This window comes from Catellatospora tritici, from assembly GCF_019083965.1.
GTDB classification, from domain to species: domain Bacteria; phylum Actinomycetota; class Actinomycetes; order Mycobacteriales; family Micromonosporaceae; genus Catellatospora; species Catellatospora tritici.
This window is the reverse complement of sequence record NZ_JAHRCY010000004.1, coordinates 199,336-217,313: the sequence shown is the minus strand read 5'-3', so window position 1 is coordinate 217,313 and position 17,978 is coordinate 199,336. Positions and strand designations below refer to the sequence as shown.

The window sequence follows — 17,978 nt, the reverse complement described above, 5'->3', positions numbered from 1 at the left end:
CGGACCCGGCGAGGGTTGATCAGACGAGCTGCCAGAGCGCCGGTACGTTGGGCGGTTCCCAACCGGCGATGGCGGTGTGCGCCTGGCGGCACCGGTAGGTGAGCCCGCCGTAGGTGACGGTGGCGCCGACGGCGTACGTGGTGCCCGCGGCCCAGGTGCCGCCGGTGGTGGGGCTGGTCGACGGCGACGGAGTGGCCGACCGCGAGGGCGACGGCGATGCCGACGGACTGGCGCTGGGCGACGGCGACGGGCTGGCGCTCGGCGACGGGGACGGCCCGGTGCCGACCTGGACGTCTACGCAGGAGTAGAAGGCGTTGATGGTGTCGTAGACGTTCCAGCGGGCCAGCACGGTGAACCGGCCGGTGCGCCCGCCGAGGTTGACGTTGTGCGAGACGGTGGCGCCGGGCTGGGCGCCGCCGTCGTCGAAGACCGCGATGCGGGTGCTGCCGACGAAGTACTCCCAGGTGCTGGTGCGGTGGCGGGCGGTGAGCACCCAGTTGAAGGTGACGTTGTCGGTCACCGTGGTGGCGGGCCAGTTCTTGGTGTTGTCGTTGAGCTCGGCGAAGCGGCTGCCGCCGCCGTTGCACTGCAAGGAGCCCTTGGGTGCCTCGACGCTCTGCGGCTCCCAGACGATGTCACCGCAGCCGGTGACCTTGCCCTGGGCGCACATCGCCTGGCGGCTGGCCGGGGACGACACGTAGCCGTGGGCGTGCGCCGGGGTCGCCACCAGCATCGATGCGACGACCGCGAGGGTCGACAGCACCGGTGTGAGGATGCGTTTGCGCATTGACTTCTCCTGATCGGATGTTGGATCGGGTCGGTCGGGGTGATGTGTCTGTCGACACACGCTGACGGGACGATAAGGAGCGTCGGGCACAACTGTAAATATTGTTAACCAACTAATAAGGTTGCCTTCTGGTAAAGGTGGTAGCGGAGGGCCCCACCGGGGTGTCAGTGGTGCCGTCTAGCCTCGGGGCGTGGCGGCACACGAGCTCACCCGGGTCGAGGCGCGACGTATCGCGATACGCGCCCAGCTGCTGGACCGGCCGCAGCCGACGTCGCTGCTGGAGGTGGTCCGCCGGTTGACCCTGCTTCAGGCCGACCAGACCGCCGCCGTGGCACCGAGCGCGGATCTGGTGCTGTGGAGCCGGCTGGGTTCGTCCTACCGGCCCGACCACCTGGAGTCCGCGCTGGGCAACCAGGCGCTGCTCGAGGTGCAGGGCATGATCCGGCCCGCCGAGGACCTCGCGCTGTACCGCGCCGACATGGCGGACTGGCCCGGCCGCGGCGAGCTGCTCGACTGGCAGCGCTACCGGCGTGACTGGGTCGCGGCCAACCGGGGCTGCCGCCTGGACATCCTTTCCCGACTGCGGTCCGACGGGCCGCTACCGGCCCGGGAGCTGCCCGACACGTGCGAGATCCCCTGGTCGTCGAGCGGCTGGAGCAACGACCGCAACGTGCTGAAGATGCTGGAGCTGCTGGAGGCGAAGGGCGAGGTCGCCATGGCCGGACGCGACGGTCGCGAGCGCCTGTGGGATCTGGCCGAGCGGATCCACCCCGACGACCGGGTCGTCGCCGCCGATGAAGCCGCGCGGATCCGGGCCGAGCGGCGGCTGCGTTCCCTGGGCATCGCCCGGGTCAGCGCCGCGAAGCAGCCTGCTGAGCCGGTCGACGGGGTCGAGGTCGGCGAACCGGCGGTGGTCGAGGGCGTGCGCGGCCGGTGGCTGGTCGACCCGCTCCAGCTGGGGCAGCCGTTCAGCGGCCGGGCGGTGCTGCTGTCGCCGCTGGACCGGCTGGTGTTCGACCGCAAACGGATGACCGACCTGTTCGGGTTCGACTATCAGCTGGAGATGTACAAGCCCGCCGCCAAACGCCGGTGGGGCTACTGGGCCATGCCCATCCTGTACGGCAACCAGCTGGTCGGAAAGCTCGACGCCACCGCCGACCGGCGGGCCGGGGTGCTGCGCGTGGACGCGGTCCACCAGGACGTTGCGTTCACCAAGGCGATGGCGGCCGCGATCGACCGTGAGATCGCCGACCTGGCCGCGTGGCTCGGCCTCAACCTCGACCTGCCGAGTCGCTGACCGCCGCTCCGCCGATCGCCGCGGTTCAGGCGCCCAGGTACGCCAGGACGGCCAGGACGCGACGGTGGTCGTCGGCAGCGGGCGGCAGGTCGAGCTTGGCGAGGATGCCCGCGATGTGCTTGGCCACCGCGGCCTCGGTCACCACCAGCCGCCGGGCGATGGCGGAGTTGGAACGCCCCTCGGCGACCAGCCCCAGCACCTCCCGCTCCCGCGGGGTGAGCCGGTGCAGCGGATCGCGGCGACGGTCGAGCAGTTGCCGGACCACCTCCGGGTCGATGACGGTGCGCCCGGCCGCCACCCGGACCAGCGCGTCGACGAACTCGGCGACATCCCCGACGCGGTCCTTGAGCAGGTATCCGGTGCCCACCCCGCGCCCGGAGTCGATCAGCTCGGTGGCGTAGGTCTGCTCGACGTACTGGCTGAGCACCAGGATCGGCAGGTCGGGTCGGGTGGCCCGCAGCGTCAGGGCGGCCCGCAGGCCCTCGTCGGCGAACGACGGGGGCATCCGCACGTCGGTGACGACGACGTCGGGCCGCAGGTCGAGGGTGCGGTCGATCAGCGTCTCGGGGTCGCCGACCGCGGCGACGACCTCGTGGCCGAAGTGCCGCAGCAGCCCGGTGAGGCCGTCGCGCAGCAGCACCGAGTCCTCGGCGAGCACCACCCTCAGCGCTGGCACGGCAGCTCCACCCGCAGCAGCGTCGGCCCACCCGCGGGACTGGCCAGCAGCAGCCGTCCGCCGGTGGCGGCGATCCGGTCGGCCAGACCGGTCAGGCCGGTGCCGCGGGCCGGGTCGGCGCCACCCGTACCGTCGTCGGCGATCTCCAACAGCAGCAGCCGGTCCTGGGTCCACGCCGACATCCGGCCGCGGGCCGCGCCGCTGTGCCGGGCGATGTTGGCCAGCGCCTCGTTGGCCGCGAAGTAGGCCGCGGCCTCGACCGGCGCGGGCAGGCGCCCGGCCAGCCGCAGTTCCAGGTCGACGGGCACCGGCGAGCGGCCGGCGATGTCGCGCAGCGCCGCCGCCAGGCCGCGGTCGCTGAGGATCTGCGGGTGTACACCACGGATCAGTTCCCGCAGCTCGGTCAGGGCCAGCGCGGTCTGTTCGCGGGCGTCGTCGAGCAGCGGTGCCACGGCATCGGCGTCCGCCACGCGCAGCCGGGCCAGGCCGAGGGTGACGCTCAGGGCGACCAGCCGCTGCTGGGCGCCGTCGTGCAGGTCCCGTTCGATGCGGCGGCGCTCCGCCTCGAACCCGTCGACGAGGCGCTCACGGGAACGCAGCACCTCGACCAGTTCGGTGTCGGAGGGCGCCAGCACCGTGCGGGTGATCGCGGCGCGGACTCCGGCCCAGGCGGTGATCGGGTACGCGGCCAGCGGCAGCAGCACCAGGCCCGCGACGGCCAGCAGGGCCGACAGCCACGGGCCCGCCTGTAGTTCGGCGGTCGGGCCGGACGGCTGCAGCGGCGCCGACATGAGCAGCAACGGCGGGAACAGCGACAGGCCGATCACGGCCAGGTCCAGCCACCAGGTGACGCAGGCGTTGAGCACGGCGTACCCGATCTCGCGCCAGGCGGCGGCGTCGCGCAGCCGTAGCGGCGGGCGCGGCGGCAGCGGCCGTGGATCGGCCAGCCGAAGGCTGCGGCGTTCGAACGCGACCAGCAGCGGCCCGGCCCCGATCACGACCAGCAGCGCGAGCAGTAGCAGCACAAGCAGTGCGGTGAGATCCGGGCGCAGCAGGTCGATGCCGATCAGCAGCGCGAGCGGCAGCGCCGCCGGGATCGCCCCGGCCAGCAGGTACGCCACCGACCGCCACGGCCAGCCCGTCGCCAGCAGCCGCCACGGGGGTGCCGTCGCGGCGGACAGGGCGGTGCGGGCGGTCACCGCACGACTTTAACCTGCGAAAACCTGCCTGACAGTAGTGCTGGGTGTAGTGACGATCCTCGCCGCCGCACCCGTGTGCGCAGGCCCGGCATCGGGTTTGTTGGACGTCATGACTTCCACGCACTCGGTCCGCCTGCGCGCGGTCCGCAAGACATACGGAACCGGTCCCGGCGCGGTGACCGCGCTGGACGGGGTGAGCGCCGAGTTCGCCGACGGCACCTTCACCGCGGTCATGGGCGCGTCCGGGTCGGGCAAGTCGACGCTGCTGCAGTGCGCGGCCGGGCTCGACACCGTCGACGGCGGGCAGGTCTGGATCGGCGGCACCGACCTCGCCGGGCTGAGCGAGCACGACCGTACCCTGCTGCGCCGCGACAAGGTCGGGTTCGTCTTCCAGTCGTACAACCTGGTGGGCGCGCTGACCGCGGCGCAGAACACGGCGCTGCCGCTGCGCCTTGCCCGCCGCGTGCCCGCCCCCGACCAGGTGATGCGGGCGCTGGCGGAGGTCGGCCTGGCCGACCGGGCCGGACACTATCCGGCCCAACTGTCCGGCGGCGAGCAGCAGCGCGTCGCCATCGCCCGAGCACTGATCACCCGCCCGGCGGTGCTGTTCGCCGACGAGCCCACCGGCGCGCTGGACAGCCGGGCCGCCGCGGTGGTGCTGGCCGCGCTGCGACAGCTGGTCGACTCGCACGGGCAGAGCGTGGTGATGGTGACCCACGACCCGGTCGCGGCGGCGACCGCCGATCGCGTGCTGGTGCTGGCCGACGGCCGCCTGGTCGACGAGATCACCGGCGCGGACCCGACCGCGATCGCCGCCCGCCTGGTCGCTTCGGGGGTGGCCGCGTGATCGCGCTCGCGACGCTGCGGCACCGGTGGAGCAGCGTGCTCGGCACCGCGATCACCCTCGCCGTCGCGGTCGGGTTGCTCACGGCCGTCGGCGCGCTGCTGACCTCGGCACATCCGGTGACACCCGCCCGGTATGGACACAGCCCGGTCCTGGTAAGGCCGGTGCCACCGCCCGACCCGGAGTCGTTCACCGAGCCCCGGCCGTGGTCGGCGGAGCAGGCCCGAACCCTGGTCGATCGGCTGGGCGGGCTGGAGGGCGTGCGCGCGGCCGTCGCCGAGCACGCCTTCACCGCCCAACTGCTGCGCGACGGCCACCCGACCGGGCCGGAGCGGCAGGCCCGGGGCTGGTCGGTGGCCGCACTCGGCGGATACCCGCTGGCCGACGGCGTGGCCCCGCGGGCGGCGGACGAGGTCGCGCTCGACTCGCGGCTCGGCCTGTCGCCGGGGACGGTGGTCACGCTGCTGACCTCGGCCGGGCCGGAGCGATTCACCGTGTCGGGCACCGTGTCCGGCCCCGGCCTGTGGGTGAGTGACACGGCCGCCGCGGCGCGGTCCGGTGGCGTACCCGTGATCGGACTGCTGCTGCGCGACGGCGCCGACGCCGACACGGTCGCCACTGCCGCGCGGACGGTCGTCGGCGGCGATGGGGTCGTGCTGCACGCGGCAGACCGGGCGGTGTTGGAACCGGTCGCCGACGCGCGGACCCGCTGGATCGGCCTGCAGGTGCTCACCGCGCTGACCGCCCTGACCGCGTTCGCGTCGGTGTTCATCGTGGCCGCCACATTCGCGTTCGCGACGCGGCAGCGCCACCGGGAGCTGGGGCTGCTGCGCCTGCTTGGCGCGTTGCCGCGCCAGGTTCGTCGCACGGTCCACGGCGAGGCGCTGCTGCTGGGCCTGGGGGCGGGCCTGGTCGGTGTGCCCGCGGGGTCGCTGGCCGCGGCGCCGGTCGGTCGTTGGCTGGTGAGCGCCGGTTTCCAGCCGCCGACGTTCACCGTGACGGTCCTGCCCGTCGTACCGGCCGCGGCGGCCGGGGCGGGGCTGCTCGTGGCGATGGCCGGGGCCTGGTCGTCCGCGCGGCGGGCGGCCCGGACCAGCCCGTTGGCCGTGCTGCGCGAGGCGGCGGTCGACGACCGGCCGATGACCCGGACGCGCTGGCTCGCCGGTGCGGCGGCGCTGTCGGCCGCGGGCGTCGCGGCTGTCGCGGCGAGCCGGGCCGCCGGGCCGGACCTGGGCACCTATGCCCTGTACACGGCGATGGCCCTGGTCGCCGGGGCCGCGTTGCTCGGCCCGGTGCTGCTGCCGTCCGCCGTACGGGCGCTGACCGCCCCGTTCTCCCGGGCCCCGGGGGCGACCGTGCTGCTGGTGCGCCAGCAGACCCGGACCGCACCCCGACGGGCCGCCTCCATCGCGGCCCCGGTCCTGCTCAGCGTCACGTTCGCGGTCCTCATCGGCGGGATGGTGCAGACCACCACCCGGTACTACAACCTGAACCGGGTCGCCGCGGTCGGCGCCGTGGCGGTCGTCGTCCCCGACGGCACCCCCGGCCTGTCCGACGCGGCCGTGGCCGCCGCCGGTGGCCGCTCGGCACTGTCCACCGTGCTCTACGACGGCCCCCGGCCGCTGGCCGCGATCGGTGTCGCCCCTGATCAGGACAGCCTGTTCACCGTGGCCGCGGGCACCCTGGCCGACGTGCACGCCGCGACGCCGCCGGACGAGCCCGGCGGGGCGGTGTCGCTGCCCGCCGCGATCACCAGCGGGTTCGCCGCGTCCTCGGGTTGGACGGTCGGCGACGCGCGTCCGGTGGGCGCCGCCGACGGCCGTGAGCACGCGCTGCGGGTGGTCGCGGTCGTGGACGGACCGGCCCCGGCCGGGATCCTGCTCGACCGAGCCACGGCACGCGCGGTCGACCCGACCGCGTTGACCCCGATCGTCTACCTCACCCGGGCACGGCCCGTCGGCTCGCTGGCCGGGCTGGGGGCACGCCTGAGCGACGCCACCACGTACGCCGCCGAGGCCCGAGACGAGGACGACCGGCTGGTATGGGTGTTCACCACCTTGCTGATCGGCGTCTCGGCCGGTTACGGGCTGCTCGCGGTCGTCAGTACGACGCTGATGGCGACCGCCGCCCGCGTCGGCGACCTGACCGTGCTACGCCGCTGCGGGGCGACCCGGCGGCAACTGCTCGGCCTGCTCGCCACCGAGACCGCCGTGGTCGTGGCGGTGGGGGCCGCGCTCGGCCTCGGCGCGGCCGTCGTCGCGCTCGCCGGGCTGGCCAATGGGCTGGGCACGCAGCTCGGCGTGGACGTGCCGGTCGTGGTGCCATGGGGCACGCTGGTCGCCACAACAGGAACCGCCCTGGTCCTGGCGGTAGCGGCGGCGCTGCTGCCCGCGGCGGGTCACCGAACCGACCGTTGACGTCCGCCAGGAGCCTGGTCTTACCCGTACACCGTGGCCGCCCGTAGCGGGTCGGCCAGCACCTCCCAGCCGTCACGCGGGATCTCGCGGCCCCGGTTGGCGTAGTGGCCGTCGGCGACGTCGCGACGCTCCCGGTGCCGACGGGCCGGGCGGATCCTGCCCGGCCCGTCGGCCGGTCAGCGGCAGGTCCAGCGCAGCAGGTGACGGGACGGCATGTTCTTAGCCAGAGTGGTCTGGCTTCCGACCAGGCTCCGCCCGTCCGAGCTGATCAGCGAGATGATCGGCATGTCCATGCCCGTGCGCGTCGTGGGCGAGTAGTCGGGCACGCCGGGCACGGGGACTGCCGTGTCCGCGTGGATCAGAGTCAAGCGGGCATCCTGCTGGAACACAGCCCATCCCTGCGGGTTGACGGCAGTCACGCCGCCGGGGCCGCCGCCGAACCACTCGACCTCACCGTCGCTGAGGTGCCAGCGGGCCGCATACCTGCGGCGGGTCTCGCCCTGGCGCGTGGTGATCGTGCCGGAGACCCAGCCGTCAGCGAACTGGCCGATCCGGGAGTCGACCACCGGGGCGCCGTCGATCGTATCCGGCGAGGCGAGCGGACGGCTTGTTCCGTCCGTCGACCACAACTGCAACCGGCCGATTCCGTCCCGGTAGAGCGTCGCGACGACCGTGCCATCGTCGGTGATCTCCATCGGGGCGCCCGGTGTCGCGCCTTCCGGTACGGCGAGCCGCTGCGGCTCGGCGGTGGCGTCGCGCCAGACCACCAGGTCCCTGCCCGCCATGCCGACGACCGTGCCTGCCGTGTTGACGGCTGAGCCGAACACGTCCTCGCCCCGGAGTCGGGTGACGGTGCCGTCCTGGTACACCCACGCCAACGAGGTGTACTGCGTCTGACCTCGGCTGCCGTCCTTGAGCCGCATCCCAGCCAGGACGACGATGCCGTTCGGGCTCACCGCGGCGACTTCGCTCACCTGGTCCGACACCTTGACCACCGCGGTGGGCACGTCGTCCGTCCAGATCGCGACGATGTCGTCGCCGCTAATGTCCTCGCCACGCGCCGCCAGGATCCGTCCGCTGGGGTCGCCGGTCAGGTGGCGGAACTCGTCGCGTCGGACCTTGGCGTGCACCGGCAGTTCAGCGGGTGAGCAGCTCGACAGCGTCACGGCCGACGGCGAGGGCGTCGGGGTGATCGCTGGGTCCGGAGCCGTACGCCCGGGAAGGTTCATCGCGGTCAGCAGCGTCACCACGGCGACGGTCGCACCCGCCGCCGCCCAAGCCGCGCGACGGCGGACCACGCGACGGCGGCCGAGAACGTAGGAGCGCTCGGTGACTTCGTACACCCCGGCGTGGTCGCTGATCGAGGTCAGTAGTTCTCTCAGGTCGCTCATGCGGTCACCCCTTTGCTCCCGGCCGCGCGGACTGTCGTGGCGCCTCGCTCGGCGGGCTCCCTGACCAGCACGTGCAATTCCGGCGCGAGCTCACGCAGCCGGGACAGGGCATGCGAGGTCTGGCTCTTGATCGTGCCGAGGGATACCCCGAGCGCCTCCGCGGCGTCCGCCTCGGACAAATCCTCGAAGTAGCGCAGCACGATCACGGCACGTTGTTTGCGGGTCAGTTTCGCCAGGGCCTGCTCCAGCAACAGCCGGCGTACGGTGTCGGCGGCCAGGTCGGCCCCGGCCGGTACGTCCGGCAGTTGCGCCGTGGTGTACTCGGCGCGCAAGTGGCGGTTGCGGCGCCAGTTCGACACGTGCTCGTGGTACATCATCTTGCGCACATACGCATCCGGTGTGCCCGCGCGCATCACCTTCGACCATCGCGAGGCCAACCGGATCAACGTGTTCTGCAGTAGGTCCTCGGCCGCGTGCCGATCACCCGCGAGCAGGTATGCGATGCGCGACAACCGGTTCAATCTCGCGTGTACGAAGTCGTGGAATCCTTCGTCGTCCGCCACCCGTCACCTCCGTCCATGGTTGGTCCTTCCGCCCTCGCTGACGGACGCTCACCACACGAAAGTTGGCACCCCGCGCTGGGAAATCACCGGACTCCCCCCACGACCCCCGCGACAGCGGCAGGGTCCCAGCTTCACCGCAGGTCGATCGGCTGCAGTCCGACCCGCGCCACCGTGACCCGCCCCCGCCGGTCCCGCACGAGCACGGGCACGCCGCGGGCACGCGCCAGCGCGGCGGCAGACCGGCGGCGCGGTGGAACCTTTGTCCTGATCTGCCATGTCCAGGGGGTCAGCTCATCTTGGCCACGTTCGGCGCGTGGCGCAGGCATGGAACCGGGTCCGGGTGGGCATCAACCCGGTATGACGCACAGGAAAACCTCGTCGCCGACGACCGGGCGCGATCGTGACATGCCGTCCTCGGTCTCCGGCGAGGACATGACGATGTTCGACCACTTCGCGGAGGCGGCCAGCACGTTCGCGTCGAAGGCGTGGTTCTTCGCCCTGTGCGTGTTGCTGATCCTGGTCTGGGCGCCGTCCATCCTGATCATCGACAAGGTCGACACCTGGCAGTTGATCATCAACACGGCCACCACGATCGTCACCTTCCTGATGGTGGCGCTGCTGCAGAACAGCCAGACCCGCGCCAACGAGGCGGTCCAGCACAAGCTGAACGCGATCGCCGACGGCCTGGCCGACCTGATGGAGGCGCACAGCGAGGGCAAGTCCCACCTGTCCCAGGACATGATCGAACTGCGCGACGCCGTCGGCCTGGAGCACCGCGAAGGAACCCACGGCTGAGCCGCCGCGCCCGCCGGACCGCCTACGGGCGGCGAAGGTCAGGCCGCGGCCAGTCGGCGTCGCCGGGCACGTCGATGATGGTTCCGTCGATGTCGTAGCGGTAGGTCAGCTCGGCCAGGGCCCGGTCCAGGACGGCGAGCATCCCGGCGTGGTCGGCGGCCGTGCCGTAGACGACGCCGACTGGTCTGGTCATGACGCTGTCGGCCAGCTCGGTCCCGAGCGGGATCATGCGACGGTAGCCGGTGACGCCGGCGACTCTGCGAACCTGCGCGAGCCCGTTCACCCCGACAAGGCGGCATCGCCGGGTGGGCGACTGCCCCTGGTAGTGGAAGTGGACCGCGGTCGGTGCGACGGGCGCCACCGCGACGCGCTCGCCCAGGGCCACCCGTCCGGCCAGCCCGACCGCGTCGATCCCGGCCGAGCGGATGCTCAGGTCGTTGATGAACCCGCCGAGTCGGCCGTTCACCTCGATGATGCGCGGCCCGTCCGGGGTCAGCTTGATCTCGGTATGAGTGATTCCCGTGTGCACGCCCAGCGCGGTGATCGCCCGCGCGGCGAGCTCTGTCAGTGCCGCGCGCTCGACGGGGTCGAGCCGGGCGGGCCAGAACTGCCCCTGCTCGCGAAACGGCGGCAGCAGCGGGAACTTGCCCGTGACGCCCAGGTGACCGATCCGACCGTCGGCGATGACGCTCTCGACCGAGACGAAGTCGCCGTACCGGCCGCTGTCGCGGCCCACGAGGCGTTCCTCGAGGACGAAGTCGGCGCCGGTGGCGGCCAGGGTGGCCTCGATGGTCGTCGTCGCCGTCGCCGGGTCGTCGAGCAGCAGGGTGTCGCGGCTGCCCTCGCCGACGACCGGTTTGAGCACGGCGGGCAGTCCGACTACGGCCAGGGCCTGGTCGGCTGCTCCGGGTCGTACGGCGGCATGGCGGACGTGGTCGACGCCCGCGGCCGACAGCGCCGCGCGCTGGCGGAGCTTGTCGGTGAGCGTCTCGGCCACCGTCGGCAGGTGACCGGGCAGGCTCAGTGCGCTGGTCAGCGCCGCGGCGAGGCGCAGACGGCGCTCGCTGAAGGTCAGCACCGCGTCGGGGCGCAGCCGCCCGACATCGGCGACCATCGTCCGCGGATCGAGCGGGACGACCGTGCCCAGTTCCCGCAGCAGCGGGGCCAGGCGTTCGTTGTGCGGCGAGGGCGCGAGCGCGTAGACCACGTCGCCGAGCGGAGCCAGGCCGGTGTGGATCTCCGCCGGGTCCACCGCCCCGTCGTCGTAGACGACCACGAACCTGGTCATGCCGTTCCTTCCTGCGGGCGGGTGCGGACGGCCCAGTCGACCAGCGCCCGGTTGACGGCAATGCCCAGGCCGAACAGGGCGGCCAGCAGCAGCCAGCCGAGCACGCCCGCCCCGATCGCGGCGGTGACCAGCAGCGGGCCGACGCTGCGGGGCAGGATGAGGCCGAGCCGGAAGGTCGCGCCGTACTCGGCCTGGGCTTCGGGGGCGGCAAGGCCGTACCGCAGCTCCCACCGGGCTGCCTGGCCCCACATCTCACCGGCGGTCAGCGCCAGGGCGCCCGCCGTCAGCAGCGCGATCGCCGGTCCGCGGGTGACCGTCGCGGCCAGGCCGATGAGGGTGCAGCACAGCATGAACGTGCCCAGGGCGCGGGTCTGCACCCGGGCGGCGGTGGCGGTGGACCGCACGCCCGCGGTGGCCCAGACCTGTAGGAAGACCACGAGAACGGAGTTCAGGGCGATGAGGACGGCGGCTGTCGCGGCGGGGGCCCGGGTGGCGGTGACGATCCACAGTGGGATGCCGATGGTCAGGATGATGTCGCCCAGGGTGGTCAGGTTGCTGTGGCAGGCCACCGCAAGATACGGCACGTCGCGCAGGGCCCGGCCCGTCCTGACGTGCGGGACGGTCGGCGGGCGCGGGCGATCGGCGGGCATCCGCAGGCAGACCAGCCCTTCGGCGAGAGAGGTGACCACATAGGCGCCGACGAGCGCCAGGTACGCGGCCCGGGTGCCGACCGACAGGGCGACACCGGCACCGAGTCCGCCGAGGGTGAGGCCGATGTTGAACACCGACCGCAGCTGGGCCGAGACGCGTACCCGTGAGGTGCCGGCCATGGTGTGCGCGACGAGTGCGTCGTTGGCGACGACCCAGGCCGACTCGGCCAGGCCGAGCATGGTCACCACCGTCAGGAAGCCGCCGAATCCGCTGATCTGGGTGGCGTACAGCAGCGGCACCGCCTTCGCGAACGCGGCCGTACAGGCGACCCGCCGCGCCCCGACGCGGTCGGCCAGGCCACCGATCGCGACGCCGCCGACGAGTCCGACCAGGCCCGCCGCGCCGAGGCCGAGGCCGACCTGGGCCGTGGTCAGCCCGACGAACCGCACGAAGTACACGGCGCTGCCCGCCTGGTACAGGCCGAGGCCGAGGCTGCCCAGCAGGGACAGCAACACCAGCACCCGGGCCGGGCCGGGTGCGGGCAACAGTCGGCGCGGCGCGGCGCCGGGGCTCGTGGTGGCGGTGATGCTCATCGGCGCCTGAGGTGGATTCCGGTGGTGATGGCACCGTCCAGCCTGCCGTCGCGGGCGAGCACGCTGGGGACCATGAACCAGGGTTGGTCGGCGCCGAGCAGGTCGGAGTACACCGGCACGTAGCCGCGGTCGGACAGGGCGACGGCGAAGTCGGTGGACAGCTGGGCCCGCGCCTCGACGGCCGCGGTGCCGTGCCAGGGCAACACTCCGGCACCGCCGAGGTAGGTGAAGCCGAGCGCGCCCGGCCGAGGGTTGGGCGTGAGCCGGACGCGGCCGGGGAACAGGGTGGTGTCGTCGTAGCCGAGGTCGCGGTCGACCTCCAGGACGGCCAGGTAGCCGATGGTGTCCTGCCAGGTCTGCGCCAGCACCGTCCGTCGGGCCTGGCGTACGGCCGGGGACACGTCGGTGTCGGTCAGGTGCAGCACATCGGCGTAGATCAGGCGGGACCAGGCGGCTCGGGGGGTGCCCGCGGGCACGTCGATCGGGGTGACGTACACCAGGGAGCGGAACAGGTCGGTGAAGGCAGGCATGACGGTGCCGTCGCCGCGGTGTCCCAGCACCGCCGCGCACCGACGCGTGGCCTCGGCGAGGGCCTGCAGGGGCGCCTGGTGGACGGTCACTCCGGACAGCCCGCGCTCGAGCCGGTCGGTCGCCGCGGCGATCATCGTCGTCCGGCGGGTGTGCACGTCGGCGCCCAGCCGCCGGGCGGCCACCTGCTCGACGTCGGCGATGTCGAGCACGTCGGCACCGCCGACGAGGCGGTGGTACTCGGCGAGTTTGCCGTGGTAGGCGTCGAGCAGGGCGGCGGGGCGGGCGCGAAAGTGGTTGCCGTCGGTGAGGACGGTGATCTGCAGGCCGGGTGGGTACACCGCGCGGACGCTGTGCTGCAGCTCCCGCAGCCGTACCAGCGCGCCCAACTCGCCCAGGTCGGGTCGCGCACCGGCCGTCTTCAGGTCGTTGTAGTGCAGTTTCACCGGGAAGCCGAAGGTCACGACGGGGATGGGCGCACCCGCGCGGACGAACGGCCCGAGGTCGCGTTCGGCGACGGCGAGCGGGTAGTTGGTGCGGGGTCCTTTGCGGAACCGCTCGCGAGTGAGGATGTGGTGGATCCGTCGCACCGGGTCGGCGGCCGGAGACAGCCGGACCGCCTGCTCGGCGATCTTGACGGCGCTGGCGTCGCTGTGGGCGATGAGCGTGCGCACCAGCGCGGTCGAGGCGGCGGTGTCGAGCCGGACCGCGAGCGCCTCGGCGGCGGCGGCGTTGTCCTGCAGGTCGGCGATCGGCAGCTCGGCCAGGGACCGGGTGTCGGACAGGGCGAGCCGGTCGCGGGCGGCGGCCGTGCGTCCGGTGCGCGGTACGCGTTCGAACGACGCGACCACCGGGGCGCCGTCGTGGGTGTCGGTGTGCTCGGTGGCGAACCCGGGCAGGGCGACGGCCACCATGAGCGCGTCGGGCAGTTCCTTGGCGAGGACGCGACGGTTGTCGCAGAGATCGTCGAAGACGGCGACGATGTCCAGGTCGTCCAGCAGCCGCAGGTTCTCGGCCTTGTGGTCGTGGACGGGCCGCTGCCGGTCGTCGGGTGCCATGACCATTCGGGGCCAGACGACGCCCGCTCGGGCCAGGGCCGCTTCGGTGTGGTCGCGCACCCGCTCGCGGCGGCCGGTGTTGAACACGACGCAGCCACCCGCGTCGTAGACGTCCCAGATGAATCTGCGCAGGCCGGGGGCGGGCTCGTCGGCGCGCATCCGGTCCCACGGGTTGAAGAACTCGTGCCAGAAGTCGTCGAAGACACCGTCGGGGTCGGCGTGCGGATTCTCCTGCCAGAGGCCGGTGTCGGCGCAGTACCGGTCCCAGGCGGGGCGGTGGTAGGTCGGCATCTGGTCGAGCGTCTCCGGCGTGGCGAACCGGGCGATGCCCTGTCTGGCCCCGGCGGTTCGCAGCGCCTGGTGGGTGCGCCGGCGGGGCACGAGGGCGCACAGGTCCACGTCGAGCATCACGGCCGGTTGGCGGCGAGCCGGGTCACCGCGGCGCAGCCGGGCCTGGGCGGCGACCCGGTCGATGACGTCGGTGAGGACGAGGTGCTGCTCCGGTGCCACGGAGTGGATCGGGCCGGGTGCGGCCGGTCCGAGCAGCCGTACCGCGTCGGGTCCGAGGAAGCGCAACTCGCCGCGCAGGATCTCCTCGATGCGGGCGGCCGCCGCTTCGGGGTCCAACCGCAGCTGGTCGGCCAGGCTGCGGCCGAGGTCGTAGGCGAGGTTCCTGACGTCTGCCAGGCGGGCCGCCGCCGAGGCGCGGTCGGTCGGCGTGGTGCTGGGCGACGGGTGGATGCGCAGGAACGGCCTACGCCCGGCCACCGGTTCCGCGGTGAGGTCGCGCGGATGGTCGAGCACCGTGCCGTACCGGTCGAGCAGGATGCGGAAGACCAGCGGCAGTGGCCGGATCAGGTCGTTCAGGAGGTCCAGTCGCCTGCTCGCGGCACTGTCCCGGTGCTCGGCGACCACCTTGCGCAGCTGGTCTGCGTCGGACAGTCGTGGTAGCGGGATCGGATGTGGATTGACCGCCGGTCCGCAGTAGAGCGACAGTACCGGGTCATTCACAACTATCTCTACCAAAGGGGTATTAGTGATCAATGCCACACTGCATCATCACCCTTCCGCTGACCACCGCGAGGTAGAAAGGCTCCTTGTTGGTCTTGCCGCCAGTGGATGCTTGCCGATGCCAGCGGATCTCGTAAGGTTTGGTGGCATTAATCACATTTAGGAGCCATGCTGTGAGAGCAGGGTCTCTGTCCGACTTGTTCCGGACGTCCGTCGAGTCCTATGCGGATGATCCAGCCGTCCACGATGGAAGACGGCTGCTGACCTACGGCGCGTTGCACGCTGCGAGCGATCTTCTGGCGGCCAACCTGGTCGCGACCGGCGTGAGGCGCGGTGACCTGGTCGGACTCCAGGTCGAACGCTCGGTCGACGTCGTGGTCGCCATCCTGGGCATCCTGAAGGCCGGTGCCGCCTACCTGCCGCTGGACCAGCGGTATCCCGAGCAACGCCTGCGCATGATGGCGGCCGACGCCGGGATCACCGTACTGGTGGGCGACGCGCAGGCGGCGCGGCGGTGCGGACTGGACCCTAGCCGGGCGGTCTCCCCCGCCGCCGCACGCCCCGCCGCCGCCGCGCAGGCGGGCCCGCCCACCCCGGTCGGCGGCGACGATCCGGCGTACGTCATCTACACCTCGGGCTCGACCGGACTGCCCAAGGGTTGCGTGATCACCCACGGCAACGTCCTGTCCCTGCTGGAGGCCGCGCTACCCCTGTTCGACCTGAACCGCCGCGACCGGTGGTCGCTGTTCCACTCGATCAGCTTCGACTTCTCCGTATGGGAGATCTGGGGCGCCCTGGCCACCGGCGCCTGCCTCGTCGTCGTACCCGACGAGTGCACCCTCGACGCCGAAGACTTCGTCGCCTTCCTGGCCGAGCACCGCGTCACCGTCCTCAGCCAGATCCCGTCCGTGTTCCGGTCCCTGGTCCTCGCCTACGACCAGTCGCACCGCCCCGACCTGCCGCTGCGGTATGTGGTCTTCGGTGGCGAGAGCGTCGACCTGGACGTCGTCGCCCGTTTCACCGCCACGCACCCCCACCCACCCAGAATGATCAACATGTACGGCATCACCGAGATCACGGTGCACGCCACCTTCAAGGAGCTGCGAGTCGGGCACGACACCGGTTCCCCGATCGGCGTGGCCCTGCCGCACCTGACCGTCGAACTGCGGGACGAGGACGGTGCTCCCGTCGCGCCGGGCGAGCCGGGCGAGATCTGGATCTGCGGGCCGTCGGTGGCCGCCGGTTACCTCAACCGGCCCGACCTCACCGAACAGCGCTTCGTGCGGGTCGGCGGCCGCCGTTTCTACCGGTCGGGCGACCTGGCGCGGCGCGGCGCCGACGGGGAGCTGGAGTACCTCGGTCGCGGCGACGCCCAGGTGAAATTGCGCGGCTTCCGCATCGAACTCGGCGAGATCGAGGCGGTGCTGCGCGCCCACGACGAGGTGCTCGAAGCCGCCGTGACCACCACCACGACGGCGGGCGGGGCCACCTTCCTGGTCGCCTGCGTACGCCCCGCCGGTGCGCGACTGCCCACCGATCTGCGCGGGCATACCGCCCGATCACTGCCGCAGTACATGGTGCCGCAGCGGTTCGTGCTGGTCGACCGGCTGCCGACCACGCCCTCGGGAAAGCTCGACCGCGCGGCCCTGCCCGCGTTGGCCACCGCCGTATGACGACCAGGAGGACCCGTGCCCGCCACCCGCGCTGACGCCGTCACCGCACTCACCGCCATCTGGGAGGAGATCCTGGGCGTCCCGGTCGGCCCCGACGACGACTTCTTCGACCTCGGCGGCTACTCCCTGCTCGTGGTGGACGTCGTGGCCAGGGCCCGAGCCGCCGGACTGTCGGTCAAGGCCGTCGACGTCTTCCATCATCCGACCGTGGCCGAGCTGGCCGAACGGGCCGTCGCCGGGCGCCCGGAGCCCGGATTCCGTCCCGACATGGTCGCCCACGTGTGGCGCACCAGCACCGGACCGTGGGACCCGGCGGTGCCACCGAGCCTGGTGGAGCTGGTCGCCGGAGACGGCCGCGAGCCGCTGTTCTGCGTCCATCTGGGCACCGGTCACGTCCGGCTGTTCGCCGACCTGGGCGCGCGAGCCGCGGGCGGCCGTCCGGTGTACGGGTTCGAGGCGGTGGGCTACCGGGCCCCGGCCCGGCCCCTGCTGTCGATCGGCGAGACCGCCCGGCGGTACCTGGCCGAGCTGCGCGCGGTCCAGCCGACCGGGCCGTACCACCTCGCGGGGTTGTGCGCGGGGGCGGTCATCGCGCTGGAGATGGCCCAGCAGTTGCGCGCCGACGGGGCGCAGGTGGCGTCGCTGATCCTCGTGGACCTGCCGTACGGCATGCCGGAGCTGGACCCGGGGTGGGGCCTCAACGACTACTTCGAATACCTGCTGGGCTCGCTGCGGGTGGAGTTCGGCCTGCACGACCCGGTCGCCGACCTGCCCAAGGCGCTGGCCCAGCTGCACGAACGCCTGTGGTTCGAGCCCACCGACGGACCTGAGGACTTCTACCGTCTCGTGGTGCTGTGGGCCGCGGCCCTGTCCGCGCAGGAGCACTACGAGCCGCGCCGCTACGACGGTCCGGTGACCGTCATCGCGCCGGCCGAACGGGCCGAGCGGGTGGCGCGGTACTGGTCGGCGACGCTGCCGCGAGCCTCCGTGCGGATCACCGAACACCCGTACATGGTCAAGATCCTGGCGGATCCGACGGTGGCGGAGTTCTTCCGGGAGGACCTTGCCTGACTCGCGGGCGTGGGTGGCGACGCAGGCGCCGCCACCCACGCCGATACGGCATCGGAGAGTCGCGACAATGCGGACAGATGATCCATGCCCGAAGCCTTTCGAATGAGGTGCGCATTCGCCCTCGCGACGCCGACCG

General features: G+C 72.6%; 14 protein-coding genes. 6 read left to right on the top strand and 8 right to left on the bottom strand.

Annotated features, from left to right (window positions below; genetic code table 11):
- Window positions 1-19: 19 nt before the first annotated feature.
- Window positions 20-787 carry a lytic polysaccharide monooxygenase gene (locus tag KUA19_RS10765; protein WP_217396042.1) on the bottom strand — a complete coding sequence of 256 codons (768 nt, stop codon included), beginning with the start codon at window positions 785-787 and terminating at the stop codon, window positions 20-22.
- Window positions 788-977: 190 nt separating this feature from the next.
- Here KUA19_RS10765 and KUA19_RS10760 point away from each other — a divergent pair, with 190 nt between their 5' ends.
- The gene (locus KUA19_RS10760) at window positions 978-2,084 is read left to right on the top strand and encodes a DNA glycosylase AlkZ-like family protein (protein WP_217396041.1); all 1,107 of its coding nucleotides are present in this window, start codon (window positions 978-980) and stop codon (window positions 2,082-2,084) included.
- A gap of 25 nt (window positions 2,085-2,109) precedes the next feature.
- On the opposite strand, the gene KUA19_RS10755 is transcribed toward KUA19_RS10760, so the two are convergent.
- Both KUA19_RS10755 and KUA19_RS10750 read right to left on the bottom strand, forming a co-directional pair.
- On the bottom strand, window positions 2,110-2,760 hold the full coding sequence (locus tag KUA19_RS10755) for a response regulator (protein WP_217396040.1): 651 nt from the start codon (window positions 2,758-2,760) through the stop codon (window positions 2,110-2,112).
- Complete coding sequence (locus KUA19_RS10750; RefSeq protein WP_217396039.1) at window positions 2,748-3,959, bottom strand: sensor histidine kinase; 1,212 nt, start codon at window positions 3,957-3,959, stop codon at window positions 2,748-2,750. Before KUA19_RS10750 ends, KUA19_RS10755 begins: the two co-directional genes overlap by 13 nt.
- Window positions 3,960-4,068: 109 nt before the next feature.
- Between KUA19_RS10750 and KUA19_RS10745 the strand changes: the two genes are divergently transcribed.
- Complete coding sequence (locus tag KUA19_RS10745; RefSeq protein ID WP_217396038.1) at window positions 4,069-4,806, top strand: ABC transporter ATP-binding protein; 738 nt, start codon at window positions 4,069-4,071, stop codon at window positions 4,804-4,806.
- Window positions 4,803-7,220: an FtsX-like permease family protein gene (locus KUA19_RS10740; RefSeq protein ID WP_217396037.1), complete on the top strand. Its 2,418-nt coding sequence runs from the start codon at window positions 4,803-4,805 to the stop codon at window positions 7,218-7,220. The genes KUA19_RS10745 and KUA19_RS10740 overlap by 4 nt, the downstream gene beginning before the upstream one ends.
- A 176-nt stretch (window positions 7,221-7,396) precedes the next feature.
- Here KUA19_RS10740 and KUA19_RS10735 read toward each other — a convergent pair whose 3' ends face one another.
- Both KUA19_RS10735 and KUA19_RS10730 read right to left on the bottom strand, forming a co-directional pair.
- Window positions 7,397-8,611, bottom strand: a complete 1,215-nt coding sequence (locus KUA19_RS10735) for a hypothetical protein (protein WP_217396036.1) — start codon at window positions 8,609-8,611, stop codon at window positions 7,397-7,399.
- Window positions 8,608-9,174: a SigE family RNA polymerase sigma factor gene (locus tag KUA19_RS10730; protein ID WP_217396035.1), complete on the bottom strand. Its 567-nt coding sequence runs from the start codon at window positions 9,172-9,174 to the stop codon at window positions 8,608-8,610. Before KUA19_RS10730 ends, KUA19_RS10735 begins: the two co-directional genes overlap by 4 nt.
- Before the next feature lie 357 nt (window positions 9,175-9,531).
- On the opposite strand from KUA19_RS10730, the gene KUA19_RS10725 reads away from it, so the two are divergent.
- Window positions 9,532-9,969: a low affinity iron permease family protein gene (locus KUA19_RS10725; protein WP_254549184.1), complete on the top strand. Its 438-nt coding sequence runs from the start codon at window positions 9,532-9,534 to the stop codon at window positions 9,967-9,969.
- Between the two features lie 22 nt (window positions 9,970-9,991).
- On the opposite strand, the gene KUA19_RS10720 is transcribed toward KUA19_RS10725, so the two are convergent.
- From KUA19_RS10720 to KUA19_RS44485, 3 genes are read right to left on the bottom strand one after another with little or no spacing between them, the layout of a single operon-like run.
- Window positions 9,992-11,257 carry an ATP-grasp domain-containing protein gene (locus KUA19_RS10720; protein ID WP_217396034.1) on the bottom strand — a complete coding sequence of 422 codons (1,266 nt, stop codon included), beginning with the start codon at window positions 11,255-11,257 and terminating at the stop codon, window positions 9,992-9,994.
- A complete protein-coding gene (locus KUA19_RS10715; RefSeq protein ID WP_217396033.1) occupies window positions 11,254-12,501 on the bottom strand; it encodes an MFS transporter in 1,248 nt (415 codons plus the stop codon). The genes KUA19_RS10720 and KUA19_RS10715 overlap by 4 nt, the downstream gene beginning before the upstream one ends.
- Window positions 12,498-15,098 (bottom strand): L-tyrosine/L-tryptophan isonitrile synthase family protein, encoded by a 2,601-nt coding sequence (locus KUA19_RS44485; protein ID WP_217396032.1) that lies wholly within the window; start codon window positions 15,096-15,098, stop codon window positions 12,498-12,500. Before KUA19_RS44485 ends, KUA19_RS10715 begins: the two co-directional genes overlap by 4 nt.
- A gap of 173 nt (window positions 15,099-15,271) precedes the next feature.
- Between KUA19_RS44485 and KUA19_RS10705 the strand changes: the two genes are divergently transcribed.
- Together KUA19_RS10705 and KUA19_RS10700 are read left to right on the top strand one after the other, a co-directional pair.
- The gene (locus KUA19_RS10705) at window positions 15,272-16,771 is read left to right on the top strand and encodes an amino acid adenylation domain-containing protein (RefSeq protein WP_217396031.1); all 1,500 of its coding nucleotides are present in this window, start codon (window positions 15,272-15,274) and stop codon (window positions 16,769-16,771) included.
- A gap of 15 nt (window positions 16,772-16,786) precedes the next feature.
- Window positions 16,787-17,842, top strand: coding sequence for a thioesterase domain-containing protein (locus tag KUA19_RS10700; RefSeq protein WP_217396030.1), 1,056 nt, complete (start codon window positions 16,787-16,789; stop codon window positions 17,840-17,842).
- Window positions 17,843-17,978 lie beyond the last annotated feature (136 nt).

Coding starts and splice junctions, on each gene's coding strand:
- KUA19_RS10765 (WP_217396042.1), bottom strand. CDS start 787: ATGCGCAAACGCATCCTCACACCGGTGCTGTCGACCCTCGCGGTCGTC.
- KUA19_RS10745 (WP_217396038.1), top strand. CDS start 4,069: ATGACTTCCACGCACTCGGTCCGCCTGCGCGCGGTCCGCAAGACATAC.
- KUA19_RS10735 (WP_217396036.1), bottom strand. CDS start 8,611: ATGAGCGACCTGAGAGAACTACTGACCTCGATCAGCGACCACGCCGGG.
- KUA19_RS10725 (WP_254549184.1), top strand. CDS start 9,532: ATGACGCACAGGAAAACCTCGTCGCCGACGACCGGGCGCGATCGTGAC.
- KUA19_RS10720 (WP_217396034.1), bottom strand. CDS start 11,257: ATGACCAGGTTCGTGGTCGTCTACGACGACGGGGCGGTGGACCCGGCG.
- KUA19_RS10715 (WP_217396033.1), bottom strand. CDS start 12,501: ATGAGCATCACCGCCACCACGAGCCCCGGCGCCGCGCCGCGCCGACTG.